Genomic DNA, 14400 nt, shown 5'->3' with positions numbered 1-14400 from the left:
CCTTAATCAACCTTTGGAACTGGAACCTTTTTTAATGCATCCTCTACAACATCTTTAGGAGTTATATTGCTAAATGCATATTCTGGCTTTAAGATTATTCTATGGGATAAAACCTCAACAGCAAACTTTTTAACATCATCAGGAAGCACAAAATCTCTTCCCTCCAATAGGGCATTACTCTTTGATAATTTTAATAAATTTAAGCTACCTCTTGGACTTGGACCTTCTTCAACTCTATCGTCATTTCTAATATTTACAACCAAGTTGGAGATGTATTTTAAAATATCCTCACTGATAAATATTTCTTCTTCAATAAATCTCTGCATCTCTAAGAATATCTTTCTGTCTATAATGCTCTCAATATCCTCTGTTGGGTCATCTTTTTTCCAATTTATCCTTGCCTTTAAAATTTCCATTTCCTCATTTGCATTTTTTGGGTAACCAACACTCAACTTAACGGAAAACCTATCAAGCTGTGCTTCAGGTAGGGGATAAGTCCCTTCATGCTCTAATGGGTTTTGAGTGGCTATAACAAAAAATGGAGCATCGAGTTTGATTGTCTCTCCTTCAATAGAAACCTGCTTTTCCTCCATTGCTTCTAATAACGCTGACTGTGTCTTTGGTGGGGCTCTATTTATTTCATCTGCCAGCAGGATGTTAGTAAATATAGGGCCTTTAATAAGTTTAAACTCTCCAATGTCTTGTTTAAATATTTTAGTTCCGATAATATCAGATGGCAATAAATCGGGAGTGAATTGAACTCTCTTATAATTTAAACCAAGTGCCTTTGCAAATGCCTTAGACAACAACGTCTTTCCCAAACCAGGGCTATCTTCAAAAAGAACGTTTCCATTTACGAGTGAAGTTGCTAATAGTTTTTTAATAACCTCTTTTTTTCCAATGTATGCTTTATTTACCTCTTTAATAATCTCATCGCATAGTTTAGACATATCTTTGATGTCCATTATCTCCCCTCCAATGAATTCAATATATTTTCAATGAGTTTTTTTCTTCTTTTGAGATTATTTTTGTAGATTTTCTTTTTAATGAACCATGGAGTTAAGATTGTTGGTTGTTCATCTTTGTAATTCACAATTTTTTCAATTAACTTTGAGATTTTTTTCATATCATAGTTGCATTTTAAGGAGTAATAAACAATATATGTAATTAACTCTGACTTTTTTCCATATTTTATAAAATCATTAACAACTTTATTTGCTGATTTGTAAATTGCATCGTAGTTATCTTTTATCTTTACCTCATGAATCTTAAAATCCTTCAAAATCTCATCTTTAAGGGCTATTTCATCACCACTCTTAAAATCAGATAAAAACTTGTTTAGCATATGGCCCCCAACTATCCCAATGAATCCTAAAATAGACAATTTTATATATGGATAATACTTAAAATCCTGACTAACAAATGTATCCAGATTCAAAAAAACTAATGAAAGCATTGATATTAAAAAAATCCCAATAGAATTTTTTGATAAATAACGGCATTTTAGTATTTTTTCATCAATGTGTATAATGAATCCAGTTATCATCAAACAAACTGCAAAGATTATTAAAGCCAAAGATATGCTGTTTGGAAACGGAAATAGTGAAAGACCATAAAGAACAATAAAAACACTAATTGAATCACTTAACAGTTTATTCTTTAAACGCCCTCCAATAATAAATAAACAAAAACCAATGGTAATTATTAATAAAGAATTAATAGATAGTGTAAAATCTCCATTGGATAGTATGTATAATTTTTTACTATTGCCTAAAATTAAACATAATACCAACAAAAACAATGGAAATAAATCATAGGCTATGGATTTAACTTTCATAAACATCCCCCAATATTTTTGAGATGTTGGAATAGAAGTTTATAAATTCATCCCTCGAAACTCTAACTCTTTTATATTTAACCAATTCAAAGATTTTTGTGATTGTGTATAGGTTGTTTAGCTTTTTAGGGTCATTACTTTTTAGCTGTTCATAAATCTCATAAGGAGTTAATGGATTATAACGTATATTTATATAATTGAGAAATTTTTTGTAGAGATTTATAATCTCCTCACTGTAATCAACAACATAAAGCTTTTTAGAGTTTTTAATGTTGCCTTTTTTTGCAGTTATAGTATGGATGCCTTTATTAAATGTTAATTTAAATTCATTTCCATTTCCTATTTTTTCATTATCAACATATAGTTCTGGGTTTTCTACTCCCTCTATTTTTATAGTCAATTCTTTTCCTTCCTCCCAAACTGGAATGTTGTCTGGAATCTCAAAGATGATTTTTATTGGGTTTAGTGAATATGAAGATTTTTTAATTTGTTTAAACTTAATCTTATGCTTATATTTGTATGCACCAGCAACAATAACACATGATAAAAGAACTATTAAAAGGTAATAATAAATTGGAATTCCACTACTTTGAGAACTTTGAACTACTGTATTGTTTGTAATATTGATAGTTTGATTTTTTGTAATTATGGAGATTATATCAGCAGAGTTATTTACAAATATTGTGTAGGTTATGTTTTTTGGTAGGTAATAGTTATTTCCTTCATAAATTATGCTTATTGTATGATTTCCATCATCTAAGTTTAATGAATAGTTAAATTCTCCATTGTTATTTGTGTATGTTGTATAAGTTTTATTATCAACAATAAGCTTTATTTTTTGGTTTTTTAATGCATCTCCAGATTTTTCATAAAGTCTCCCTTTAATGATATAGGTGTTGTTTATTCTTTCAATGGTATAGTTTATTTCAGCCTCTGATACAACTTTTATCTTTGGGTCACTGTTTGAAGGTAAGTAGTATAAGCTTCCATTGTAATGGGCTATTATTTCATAGTCCCCAACGCTAATATTTTTTGGTAGTGTGCATTTTATTTTATAGATGCCATTTGTTAGATTTCCTCTACCTACAACAATCCCACTGCTATTTTTTGTTTTGTTTAGGGTTATAAATACTTCCCCTCTATCTACTGGGTTGTTTAGTGAATCTAAAACCTTCCCTTCAACATAAAAGATATTATCTTTTTTAACAATGGTTGGTATTTTATCTATCGTAGTTTTTGTTCTATCAATAACTGAAACATTAACTTTTTTAGTTATATCTTTGCATGAGATTTCAACTTGGTATTTTCCTAATTTTTGATACTTATCAACCTCTAAAATGATAGAAAATCCATATTTTGTATGAACTTTTGAGTATTTAAATGGTGATTTGATATATACATCATTTTCATTAACTCCAAATGTGTAGATGTTTATTTTTCCTGTTTTTCCTCTAATAATCGTTAGGTTGTTTGGAGAAACATCAAATTTTAAAGGTATTTTGTAATTAAATTTTGGGTAGTATCCACATCCTGTAGCATCAAATCTAACCCATCCAATTCCTTCAAAATAAACCTCACTCCATGCGTGTGCATTTGCATCTGTTATAACTTGCGGTTCTTTTGATGGGCTAAACGCATATCCGCTAACTAACCTTGCTGGCAATCCATTAATCCTTGCCAATATTACAAAGGCAGAGTTAAAATCTTTACAGACACCTCTTTTTGAATAGAGAAGGAACCACTCTATTGGGTCTATGTTGCTTGGTGCTGGAGTAGCGTTAATATCATAGGTATAATGAGTTTTCAAATAATATTCTATTGCTTTTGCCTTTTCATAATCAGTTTTACAACCTTTTGTTATGTTGTATGCTAAATCATAAACCCTTTTATCAAATCCCTGTGGAACTTGTAAATAGTCCTTATCATAAACTGCCCTTGCATGATTTAAATCATTTATATTGTAAATATAATGGAATGTTTTTATTGTGTAGGAGGAAACTTGTCCATCTACTTTAAAAGTGTGTTTTTTGTAGATGTAATATGCACCTATATCTATATCAACAGTATATTTAGATGTTGGTATATATTGCATTGGAGCTAACAATTTTATATATATGTCATCATAAACCTTTTTGTATTTTAGATTTGGGATTTCTAAGTCCTTTGATGATTTTACAGCAGTTTCTTCTTCTCCATACCATGTTCCTGTCATATAGTCGTATTTATAATAAGTTCCTACTCTCAAATATGATGTATGTTCTGCTCCAACAACAATCATTTTTGGAATACCCTGTGGTTTTGGCATCCCCCTAATGTTCATTTTTTGAGTAAAATTTATTTTTAGATTATACCTATAGCGATAAATACTGCCATTATTTTTACATAGATTTTCTATTAAGCTTTTATTAAAGTGGGGGTAAGTGCTGTTGCAAATGTGGGATCTAAAATTGATTGTGGTATTCTTAATAAAACGACCATTGTTTAACTCTTTTTTATACATGCTATTATCCAAGTTAAATGGAGGAAAGGATAAATATATTGCTGCAATACTTAACAAAAACAAGGATAACATCATAAAAAAAAATGATCTGGTTTTCATCGACATCCCAACTGGTAATGTTATACAACGCTGTTTATAAGGATTGATTTAATATATTATTTGATGTAATTGGTTATATATAATTTACCATTCTATGTTTCACAATTTTGAATCAACTTAATAAAGGAATATTATGTAAATTAACTATTATGTACCAAAATAAAATCCCTCTAATTTTACTAAAAGATTAAAAAACAGTTATAATTTTGAGGAATAGAATAATTATAAAATTTAAGATGAAAAATTAATTATTTATTTCTTTTTTCTGCTGAAACCATAAGCAACATTCCAATTAAATCTCCTTTTTTAACTTCCCCATCCATACCGCAGGCAAATGTGGCCATATCAACTTCTCTCTCTACTTCTATGGGCATTGGAACTTCTTCTCCAACTGCAATAACTTGTCCTGCTCTATGTCTCCCGTATGGACAAATGAGCAGAACGGACATTGGAGGGATCTTGATTTTTTTAATTTTTATTGGTTTTATGTCTCCTTGTTTTAATTCGACATCTTCTTCTGCAACTATGGGTTCTATTTTTGCCTCATTTTTAATTATCAAATCGCATTTTACTTCTTCTTCTTTTATCTTTTTTTCTAATTTTGAGATTCTTCCAACTAATCTGTAAACCATACAAGCTCACCTTTATAAAAAATATTATAAAAAATATTGATTGAAACTTGAATATTATAATGCCTCTCCTTCCGACTCTCTCTTTTCAATTCTTGATTTAATTAGTTTCAATCTGAAGAAGTTCTCCCTGCAACTTTTAGAAAAAGTTGCATCAAAACCAAACTTGGTTTTATATTATATTTATAATGCCTCTCCTTCCGCTTCTCTTTTTTCAATTCTTGATTTAATTAGTTTCAATCTGAAGAAGTTTTCTCTTTCCATTTCGTCTAATCTCATTGAGATGTATTTTTTGAGAGATTTTAGTCGTGGGATTATGACGTATTCTAACGCATTAACTCTTCTTTTTGTGGTTATGATCTCTTCTGCTAAGAGTTTAATAGATGTCTCTATTTCTGCTAATTCGGTTATTAGTTCTAATGCTTCCTCAAATTTTTTAGCAGATTCGTCTAATTTTGAGCTAACTCCATAAGGAGAATATCCTCTTTCTCCAACCTTTCTTTTAACATTGTATATTTCAAAAGTAGGAACAGTAACTCCCATAATATTCTTTGTATCCATGTCAACTTCTAATTTTTCATTTTTTGCTGCGAATGAGGCCTCTTTAACAGCCAAGGTTCCCATAACGGTCTCTGCCATAATTAAATCTTTATATGCCTCTTCTAATTTTGCCTCTACCTTTTCCCTAAGATCGGATGCTTGCTCAATTATCTGGAAAAACTCCATAATCAGAGCGTCTCTTTTCTGTTTTAATAATTTATGCCCTTTTTCAGCCAATTTAATTTTGTTTTTTAATTTTAGAAGTTCCATTCTTGTTGGGTTTACTCTCTGCATGTTAACTCCCTCTCTAATTTTTACAATGGAAGTTGTTAATTTAAAAAGTTAACAATAACAACACCTATAAAAGTTTAATAGTTAGTTTAATAGTTTAGGTTATTTAAACATTTCTTTGACTTTTTCATCTGAGGCGTAAACTTTTTCTTTCATTTTTTCTCTATATTCAATTAGCTTTTTTTCTATATTTTTGTCTTTTAATGCTAAGATCTCTAATGCCAAAAGAACTGCATTCTCTCCTCTGTCTATTCCAACACTTGCAACAGGAATTCCGGGTGGCATTTGAACTACACTTAATAATGCATCTAATCCACATAATTTTGCCTCAACTGGAACTGCTATCACTGGTTTTGTAGTTAAGGATGCAACAACTCCGGGAAGATGTGCTGAAAGCCCAGCTATTGCTATAAAAACCTCTGCTTTCGATGTTTTAACAATCTTTTCAACTAACTCAGGAGTTCTGTGTGCTGAGGCAACCCTTACTTCAAATTCTACTCCAAACTCTTTTAATATTTTTACTCCCTTCTCAGCTATTTTTAGATCGCTTTCACTTCCCATAATTATGCATATCATATCTTTTCACCAAAAATTTTATGTTAAAATTTTAAAATTTAATGCCGTTTAAAACTGTTTAATTTTTTATGGACAAATATGAGCTTATATAAGTTTTCAATACCAATTTTTATAAAATTTTTATATAAGTTTATATATAATAAACAAGTATTTAGATGCCTCTGATGAAGGTGAAACAGAAGACGTAAGGAGGCATCGATATTGTGGATATTTAAACTAATGGGAGGAGCTGGGGTTCTCTTGGAGCGAAGCGACGAGAACTTAAAAACCGTAAGGTTTTTAAGTCCGTGACTGAGGAGGAGACCAATGACTTGCTCCCAATGAACCCAGAGGGAGATGAGGTCGATGATCCCCAAGTTCAACATGGACTTATGCCTATAAATATCCATGTTGGACAGACCCCATTATATAAATAAAATTTTATAAATAAATTGTGGTTGTCTAAAATTTAATTAACTGAAATTAAATCATGTTGTTTGATTTATAAATTTTAAAAATTTGTTTAGAAACTCCAATCCTCCACCATAAGTGATCGTTTGTGGATGTAGTGAAAGATAGAAAGGAATATGGTGTTTTAATGCGTAGCGGTAGTTTATTTCTGCTTTTATTAAGTATAAGTTTACATATTCTTTTTTGAGATACCAAGTATATTCTTTATTCATAATCTTTTTAGTTGTGCCATTTGGGTAGATTATTTCATTGGTTAAGATTACGGTATAGTTGTGTTCGAGTAAAACTTTAAGTGAGTCGTTATTTAAAGCCCATGCGGGTGGGATAAAGAAGGATAGGTTGTCAAATCCACAGTCCCTCATTATAATTTCTGCATTATGTAATTTTTCTAAACATTCATCTTTTGGACAGTTAAATTCGTGGAATGTATGCTTATATCCGTGAAGTTCAATTTTATATCCTTCTCTTTCCAACTCGTGAAGATATTTAACAAACTCTTTGTTTCTTCTCAGATCCCATTTTCCACCACTGGGAGGATTCTCAAGGTCTGGAATCACAAACAACATCGTATGATTTGCATAATGATATTTGTTGATAACGTTAATTACTTCTTTTAATTGTTTAAAATACTTTGGAGATACGTCATGCACGAGTATGATGGGTTTTTCATTATTGTTTTTAACATTGTGGTTTTTAACATCATGCTTTGAGTTATTTTCAATATATTTTGAGTTATTTTTATTTTCTTTTATGATGTTGGAGGAGCTATTCTCAGATATAAAAATCTCCCCGAGGACTATTGAGGTTATTGACAATACCACAATAAAGGATATTAATAACTTTTTCATAACAACCCCTTTTAATTGATTAATAAAAATTAATATGGCTAAGTGAGGTATATAAATAATTTGCTTATCCCTATATATGCAACTTTCGTTATCTGATGATGTCTCAAAAATATCTTTTAAAAGGAGGTGAGGTCTTGTGTATATTTTAAAAATTGCTTACGATGGAAGGTATAGTTTTCAAACACAGCCACATAGAAATACTGTTTGTGATAAGGTTTTAAACACTTTGGACGAGATTGATCTGCTGGAAAGAAGAAAAATCATTTATTGTGGGGGAAGGACAGACAAGGGTGTTTCTGCGCTCGGAAATTTCATTGTAGTAGAATTAAAAAAAGAACCAAGTCCTTCATACATAAATGCAAAATTGAAGAATGAGGGGATTTGGGTTTTAGGTTATAGGGAGATAGAGAAAATTCCGGAAGTGAGATATAGACATTATAGATATATCCTTCCAAATATGGGGTATGATGTTGAAGCCATAAAGAGGGGGGCAAGTATTTTGACAGGAACACATTCTTTTCATAATTTATCAAAAAAAGATAGAACAAAAGACAGAAGCCCAATTAGAACGATATTTAAAATAGATGTCTCTGAGAACGAATTTTATATAACACTCGATATATTTGGGAAAAGTTTTCTCTGGAATATGGTTAGGAAGATGGTCGGAGCTTTGGATCTTGTAGGTAGAGGAGAGAGGCCAGTTAATTGGATTGAGAAACTATTACGAGAGGATCATAAGGAGGGTGTTCCTACGTTTCCTCCAGATGGGTTAATATTGGTTGAAGCTAATGTGGATGTGGATTATATTTATGAGCCATACTCTATGAAAAAATTTAAAGAATATTGGACAGATCTTTTTAAGTTAAAGGTTATGAAAATGGGAATCGCTAAAACAATGATGAATTTTGATGTGTAGTTTTTTATACAATTAGTTGAATTTTTAAGTTTTTATAGAGTTTTTTGTTCGTATCTTAATATATTATATCCTTTATCTTCACACGTAATAATAGACATTTCTCTATTTTTATTATTTTTAATTTTTATAAATTTTAAATTTTTATTTTAAGATCTTTTTAAAGTTAATATCGTAATCTCCATTATTTTTCACAATGCCGATTATTTCCACGTTTCCAAATTTTTCAATGGTTTCGAAAGTTTTTTCGTAGTGTAGAACTTCGTTAAGATCTGTCATGCAGTTGATGATAACTCCTCTAATATTTATCCCTTTATTCCTTAGATGTTCAATAGTAAGGAGGGTGTGATTTATAGTTCCTAAATTTGGCCTTGAGACAATAACTGCATCTAAATTTAAAAGTTTTATTAAATCACTCATTAAAAAGTTGTCTTTTATAGGAACACAAACTCCTCCAGCACCTTCAACAATTAAAAACTCATATTTTCTCTTTAATATGTTGTATGATTGTAGTATTTTTCTTTTTATTTCATCTAACGTTAGCTGATAGTTTTCAACATCAAAGGCAATATTTGGAGAGAGAGGAAGTTTTAAGTTAATTGGATTCATTAGATCTAAGTCATCATCGTTTTTTAACATTTTTTTCAAAGTTAACGTATCTTCTCTACCTCCTGTTTCGATTGGTTTTAAATATCCAACTTTAACCTTTTTACTTAACTCTTTGGCTAATATTGAAGAGACGTAGGTTTTTCCAACGTTTGTATCAGTTCCTGTTATGAAGATCACGTTAACATCCCTCTCATAAATATTTTTATGGATTTTATAAATATTTTAATATTTTTTAGGTAATTTTATTTATTTTTTGTTTTTTGGGGCAGAATCTTTGAGAGATGATCTACTGCTTCATCTATGGTTGTAGGAATATCAACATCATAGCCCATCTCTTTAAGTTTTAAGAATAATTTAGACACATCTGGAACATCTAAATTTAGTTCATCTAAATTTAAAGAGAAAAGATCTTTAACTTTTCCATCAAATATTACTTTTTTATTTAATACATAACAACGATCTGCTAAGCATGCCAAATTTAGGTCATGGGTTACGATAACAACGGTTTTTCCACTATCTTTAAATGATCTTATTAGATCCATAACCTCTAATCTGCTTTTTGGATCTAATGCAGAGGTTGGCTCATCCATTAAAATAACATCTGGCTCTACTGAGAGGATACAAGATATTGACACCTTCTTTTTCTCTCCTCCGCTTAGATTGTAGGGATGTCGATCTTTCAGATGATAGATCTTCATATTTTTTAGTGTTTCGTCTGTTTTTTCTATTGCTTTTTCTTTTGAGTAGAGATGGAGAGGGGAGAAAGCAACTTCTTCCCAGACAGTTGGGTTGAATAACATCACATCAGGATTTTGAAAAACAAATCCAACTTTTCTTCTAAATTCTTTCATTAATTCTTTATTTCTTAATATCTCGTCAGTTAGTTTTTTCCCTTCGAAGTAAATCTCTCCACTACTTGGAAACACTAATCCATTCATGATTTTTAGTAAAGTGGTTTTTCCTGCTCCATTTGGCCCTAAAATAGCCACAATTTCATTTTTATATATGTTTAAATTTACGTTTTCCAGTGCAGTTGATCCGTTTGGATATTTGTAGGATACATCAACAACCTTATAGATCTCTTTCATACTACCCCTCTATCAAATAATACTAATAGTATTGTGATTATTATGGAGGATGCTAAAAACAAAATATCCTTTGACGTGATCTTTTCCATATATATGTGTTTTATTTCTCCCGTATACCCTCTTGAAAGCATTGCGTAGTATGTTTCTTCTCCCATTTGATACGTTTTTATAAATAAAGCACCGATAGCTTTTCCTGCTTCTTTCCAACTTTCTACCATTCCAAGCTTTTTTATTGCTCGTGATTTTCGTGAATACATCATATCTAAGATGAAATTTAATAGTAGGAATATGTATCGATATGCAAGATTTGTGATTGTGATCACGACCTCTGGGATTCCCAACTTATGCATTGCTGAGGTAACTTTATTCCACTGAGTTGTTATTGGAATTAGCACAGCAAAGGATACACAGGTTGCTACTCTGAGGGTGAAGGTTATTGCATATTTAACACCTTCATAAGTTATAGATATGTGAGGATTGTTTAACAAAACAATGAGATCTTTTCCAGGAGTCATGATGTTAAACATTACAGGAATTGCAATAAGCCCTGCAAAGATCGGAATGAAGACATAAACTCTTTTCAAATATTGATACATTGGAATATTAGAAAGGTATGCAAGAAGTAGTGCAATAGCATTGAAGATCAGCAGGGTTAGAATATGTTTAGATAAAACACTCCCAACTATAAAAATAACAAGGGATATGATCTTTACTCTACTCTCTAAACTCTGCAAAAGACCCTCACTCTTAGTATATTTTTCGAAAAATATGCTTTCATTCAGATACTTTATTACATGTTCTATTGTTTTATCAAACAGTTTGTTGTCCATAATCTCTCCAAATCCATGTTTTAACGCTTAGAACTTTTTAATTAAATTTTAAATATTATTTGTTTGCATGTTTTTCATATGTAAGCATTTTTGTAGGTTTTTAAGTTTTAAGATAAAAAACAACCCAATTTTATTAATAAAATAATATGAATCAAATCGTTTAAATTTACTGGCAAAAATAACAACTATATAAGATCAACATATAAAATAACATCATTTAATATTAATCTTTAATCTTTTACATTTTTTATATCATTTTAATTAATTACATCATTTTAATCTGTTATTCATCTCCATCAAATTTTCCCATCCTCTTTTTAATCTCTTTTCCTTTTTTCAACATTTAAATTAAAAATTAAATTAAAAATGGGAGTTAAAAAACAAAAATTGGGAAAATTATTGAAAGATTATCCTGTTGTAGCTCTCGGATTTACAAACTTTATAAGGGCATAGTATGCTCCAACACAGAGTATAACTCCAACAATTGCAGAGATTATATATCCAATTGAAGCGTGGAATGGATCGTCCCATCCAGGGACATCGTAATCAGGAAGTAAAGCATGATTCCAAATATCTGCTAAGTGGAGCATTCCACTGACTTTACTTTCTCCTACTTTTTCCGCCAATTCCTGAGGATCCCATTCTCCCCAAGCATCCCCATAATTCCAAACAAGCAAAATACCGAGAGGACATAAGATGATCATTGCAATAATCACATATAGGAACTTTTTAACAAGAGGATCTTGCCAATTCATGCATTCACCCCACTAACTTGCTGTTCTTTTGATGTAAATAGATCTGGTCTAACTTTTCTGACATACCATACAACTATTGCAGTTACTACCGCTGCTGCAGGACCTGCCGTTAGTAAATGAGCAATAGCCATGGCCGGAACTGAGACGGTAAATGGGTAAGGACAGTATCCTGGTTCTATAAATGGCTGTAATCCAAATTCAAACCCTGCACAGATTGCTGCGGTAACAATTCCAACATAAGCCCCGATACCACTTGCAATAACCTCTCCAACCTTATCTCTTAAGAACTTGTAAACATAATAACCTACAAACGGCAAAACAACTCCCATATTGAAACAGTTGGCTCCAATACAAGTAATTCCTCCATCTCCGAAGAATATTGCCTGAATAACCAACACTATTGAGATTGCTATCGTTGCAACCCATGGGTTGTCCATTAAGATTGCAATTAATGTTCCACCAACCATGTGAGCAGTTGTCCCATCAGGAACTGGTAGGTTGAACATCATAACCAAAAATGCAAATGCAGTTAACACACCTAATAGTGGTAGTTTTCTTGGATCTAATTTTTTTAACTCTTTAATCCCTTTATACCAAATTGGTATCATTATCAAGTAGAAGAAGGCACATGTTATTGGCCCAAGGTAGCCATCTGGTATGTGCATCGTTTCACTCTCTTTTATTTATCTGTATATTTGAATTGTTCTTATTTTTAGGTGGGTATTATTTATTTTAATTAACATCATACTAAATGTTTGTAATACTATTTAAACTTTTTCATCATATTATTATTAAAAATGACTTGAATACTTTTAAAATTTAATACAATATGATAAAAATGAAGACAATTTAAAATAAAAAGAGTCAAGCATTAAGCATATATACTTCAAAAACATTTAACGCAATAGCAATTTTAAAAAATATACACTCCAAATTTTAAAAAAATATAGAAAAGATCTATAACTAAAAAACATAAAAAATAAATAAAACTGGTTAACGAAAACAATTTGAAGTTTAAAACTAAGAATGGTGAAGATATGAGAGTTGTGATAATTGGAAGTGGAGCAGCCGGATTAACCACCGCATCAACGATTAGAAAGTATAATAAAGATATTGAAATAGTAGTGATAACAAAAGAAAGAGAGATAGCTTATTCTCCATGTGCAATTCCTTACGTTATTGAAGGAACAATAAAGAGTTTTGATGATATAGTTATGCACACACCAGCGGATTATAAAAAAGAGAGAAATATTGATATAATTACTGAAACTGCTGTTGTAGATGTTGATTCAAAGAATAACAAAATAAAGTGCATAGATAAGAATGGAAATGAGTTTGGGATGGATTATGATTATTTAGTTTTGGCAACGGGAGCAGAGCCCTTCATTCCTCCAATTGAGGGAAAAGACCTAAAAGGAGTTTTTAAAGTTAGAAGTATAGAAGATGGAAGAAATATATTAAAATATATTGAAGAAGAGAAGTGTAATAAGGCAGTAGTTGTTGGAGCAGGAGCTATTGGTTTGGAAATGGCTTATGGTTTAAAATGTAGAGGTTTGGATGTTTTAGTAGTAGAGATGGCTCCGCAGGTGTTGCCAAGATTTTTAGATCCTGATATGGCTGAGAGGGTTCAAAAATACTTAGAAAAAGAAGGAATTAAAATTATATTGTCCAAACCTTTGGAAAAAATCATTGGAGAAGAAAAAGTAGAAGCGGTCTGTGTAGGAGATCAAGTTTATGAGGCAGATATGGTCATTATGGCAACTGGTGTAAGGCCAAATATTGAGTTAGCTAAAAAAGCCGGCTGTAAAATTGGAAAATTTGCAATAGAGGTTAATGAAAAGATGCAAACATCCATTCCAAATATATACGCTGTTGGGGATTGTGTTGAGGTTGTTGACTTTATAACTGGAGAAAAAACATTATCTCCTTTCGGAACAACTGCTGTAAGACAGGGAAAAGTTGCAGGTAAGAATATCGCTGGAATAGATGCAAAATTCTACCCAGTATTAAATTCAGCAGTTAGCAAGATAGGAGAGTTGGAAATAGGTGGAACAGGTTTAACCGCTTTCTCTGCAAATTTAAAGAGGATTCCGATTGTTATAGGGAGAGCTAAAGGTCTTACAAGGGCAAGATACTATCCGGGTGGAAAAGAAATCGAGATAAAAATGATATTCAGCGAGAATGGAACTGTCTTTGGATGTCAAATTGTAGGTGGAGAAAGAGTTGCTGAAAGAATAGATGCAATGTCAATAGCAATATTTAAAAAAGTTAATGCTGAGGAAATTGCAAATATGGAGTTCTGCTACGCTCCTCCCGTCTCAATGGTTAATGAGCCGCTTTCTCTTGCTGCTGAGGATGCATTAAAGAAACTACATTAATCATATCATTTTTTATTTATTTCATTATTTTTACTTATTTTTTTACTTATTTTAAAT

Annotated in this window: 14 protein-coding genes; 2 read left to right on the top strand and 12 right to left on the bottom strand. The window is 31.1% G+C overall.

Annotated features, from left to right (window positions below; all coding sequences use genetic code 11):
- Positions 1-2 precede the first annotated feature (2 nt).
- From METVU_RS06540 to METVU_RS06505, 7 genes are all read right to left on the bottom strand, one after another.
- Positions 3-965: an AAA family ATPase gene (locus METVU_RS06540; protein ID WP_015733406.1), complete on the bottom strand. Its 963-nt coding sequence runs from the start codon at positions 963-965 to the stop codon at positions 3-5.
- Complete coding sequence (locus METVU_RS06535; protein WP_015733405.1) at positions 965-1837, bottom strand: hypothetical protein; 873 nt, start codon at positions 1835-1837, stop codon at positions 965-967. Before METVU_RS06535 ends, METVU_RS06540 begins: the two co-directional genes overlap by 1 nt.
- Positions 1827-4142: a transglutaminase-like domain-containing protein gene (locus METVU_RS06530; protein WP_048196885.1), complete on the bottom strand. Its 2316-nt coding sequence runs from the start codon at positions 4140-4142 to the stop codon at positions 1827-1829. The genes METVU_RS06535 and METVU_RS06530 overlap by 11 nt, the downstream gene beginning before the upstream one ends.
- A gap of 542 nt (positions 4143-4684) precedes the next feature.
- Complete coding sequence (locus METVU_RS06520; RefSeq protein ID WP_015733403.1) at positions 4685-5068, bottom strand: DUF22 domain-containing protein; 384 nt, start codon at positions 5066-5068, stop codon at positions 4685-4687.
- A gap of 180 nt (positions 5069-5248) precedes the next feature.
- Positions 5249-5899 carry a V-type ATP synthase subunit D gene (locus METVU_RS06515; protein ID WP_015733402.1) on the bottom strand — a complete coding sequence of 217 codons (651 nt, stop codon included), beginning with the start codon at positions 5897-5899 and terminating at the stop codon, positions 5249-5251.
- Between the two features lie 99 nt (positions 5900-5998).
- Positions 5999-6472 carry a 5-(carboxyamino)imidazole ribonucleotide mutase gene (gene purE / locus METVU_RS06510; protein ID WP_015733401.1) on the bottom strand — a complete coding sequence of 158 codons (474 nt, stop codon included), beginning with the start codon at positions 6470-6472 and terminating at the stop codon, positions 5999-6001.
- 467 nt (positions 6473-6939) lie between these two features.
- Positions 6940-7770: a DUF2334 domain-containing protein gene (locus METVU_RS06505; RefSeq protein ID WP_015733400.1), complete on the bottom strand. Its 831-nt coding sequence runs from the start codon at positions 7768-7770 to the stop codon at positions 6940-6942.
- 136 nt (positions 7771-7906) lie between these two features.
- On the opposite strand from METVU_RS06505, the gene truA reads away from it, so the two are divergent.
- Positions 7907-8686, top strand: coding sequence for a tRNA pseudouridine(38-40) synthase TruA (gene truA, locus METVU_RS06500; RefSeq protein WP_015733399.1), 780 nt, complete (start codon positions 7907-7909; stop codon positions 8684-8686).
- Positions 8687-8827: 141 nt separating this feature from the next.
- On the opposite strand, the gene bioD is transcribed toward truA, so the two are convergent.
- The 5 genes from bioD to cbiM form a co-directional block, all read right to left on the bottom strand.
- Positions 8828-9469 (bottom strand): dethiobiotin synthase, encoded by a 642-nt coding sequence (gene bioD / locus METVU_RS06495; protein WP_015733398.1) that lies wholly within the window; start codon positions 9467-9469, stop codon positions 8828-8830.
- Positions 9470-9534: 65 nt separating this feature from the next.
- Complete coding sequence (locus METVU_RS06490) at positions 9535-10380, bottom strand: energy-coupling factor ABC transporter ATP-binding protein (protein WP_015733397.1); 846 nt, start codon at positions 10378-10380, stop codon at positions 9535-9537.
- Positions 10377-11210 carry a cobalt ECF transporter T component CbiQ gene (cbiQ, locus tag METVU_RS06485; protein ID WP_015733396.1) on the bottom strand — a complete coding sequence of 278 codons (834 nt, stop codon included), beginning with the start codon at positions 11208-11210 and terminating at the stop codon, positions 10377-10379. The genes METVU_RS06490 and cbiQ overlap by 4 nt, the downstream gene beginning before the upstream one ends.
- A gap of 407 nt (positions 11211-11617) precedes the next feature.
- Entirely contained in the window at positions 11618-11965 is a 348-nt protein-coding gene (locus tag METVU_RS06480) for a PDGLE domain-containing protein (protein WP_015733395.1), read from the bottom strand.
- Positions 11962-12630 carry a cobalt transporter CbiM gene (cbiM, locus tag METVU_RS06475; protein ID WP_015733394.1) on the bottom strand — a complete coding sequence of 223 codons (669 nt, stop codon included), beginning with the start codon at positions 12628-12630 and terminating at the stop codon, positions 11962-11964. The genes METVU_RS06480 and cbiM overlap by 4 nt, the downstream gene beginning before the upstream one ends.
- Before the next feature lie 372 nt (positions 12631-13002).
- Here cbiM and METVU_RS06470 point away from each other — a divergent pair, with 372 nt between their 5' ends.
- Entirely contained in the window at positions 13003-14343 is a 1341-nt protein-coding gene (locus METVU_RS06470; RefSeq protein ID WP_015733393.1) for an FAD-dependent oxidoreductase, read from the top strand.
- Positions 14344-14400 lie beyond the last annotated feature (57 nt).

The sequence above is a fragment of the Methanocaldococcus vulcanius M7 genome (assembly GCF_000024625.1).
In the GTDB taxonomy this organism is placed as follows: Archaea; AGJL01; Methanococci; order Methanococcales; family Methanocaldococcaceae; genus Methanocaldococcus; species Methanocaldococcus vulcanius.
Note: the sequence above shows the minus strand (reverse complement) of the source record. Positions and strands in the feature narration are given on the sequence as shown.

What these genes read in the sequence shown, in the direction of transcription:
- METVU_RS06540 (WP_015733406.1), bottom strand. Translation starts at nt 965, where the DNA reads ATGGACATCAAAGATATGTCTAAACTATGCGATGAGATTATTAAAGAG.
- METVU_RS06535 (WP_015733405.1), bottom strand. Translation starts at nt 1,837, where the DNA reads ATGAAAGTTAAATCCATAGCCTATGATTTATTTCCATTGTTTTTGTTG.
- METVU_RS06530 (WP_048196885.1), bottom strand. Translation starts at nt 4,142, where the DNA reads ATGCCAAAACCACAGGGTATTCCAAAAATGATTGTTGTTGGAGCAGAA.
- METVU_RS06520 (WP_015733403.1), bottom strand. Translation starts at nt 5,068, where the DNA reads ATGGTTTACAGATTAGTTGGAAGAATCTCAAAATTAGAAAAAAAGATA.
- METVU_RS06515 (WP_015733402.1), bottom strand. Translation starts at nt 5,899, where the DNA reads ATGCAGAGAGTAAACCCAACAAGAATGGAACTTCTAAAATTAAAAAAC.
- purE (WP_015733401.1), bottom strand. Translation starts at nt 6,472, where the DNA reads ATGATATGCATAATTATGGGAAGTGAAAGCGATCTAAAAATAGCTGAG.
- METVU_RS06505 (WP_015733400.1), bottom strand. Translation starts at nt 7,770, where the DNA reads ATGAAAAAGTTATTAATATCCTTTATTGTGGTATTGTCAATAACCTCA.
- METVU_RS06490 (WP_015733397.1), bottom strand. Translation starts at nt 10,380, where the DNA reads ATGAAAGAGATCTATAAGGTTGTTGATGTATCCTACAAATATCCAAAC.
- cbiQ (WP_015733396.1), bottom strand. Translation starts at nt 11,210, where the DNA reads ATGGACAACAAACTGTTTGATAAAACAATAGAACATGTAATAAAGTAT.
- METVU_RS06480 (WP_015733395.1), bottom strand. Translation starts at nt 11,965, where the DNA reads ATGAATTGGCAAGATCCTCTTGTTAAAAAGTTCCTATATGTGATTATT.
- cbiM (WP_015733394.1), bottom strand. Translation starts at nt 12,630, where the DNA reads ATGCACATACCAGATGGCTACCTTGGGCCAATAACATGTGCCTTCTTC.
- METVU_RS06470 (WP_015733393.1), top strand. Translation starts at nt 13,003, where the DNA reads ATGAGAGTTGTGATAATTGGAAGTGGAGCAGCCGGATTAACCACCGCA.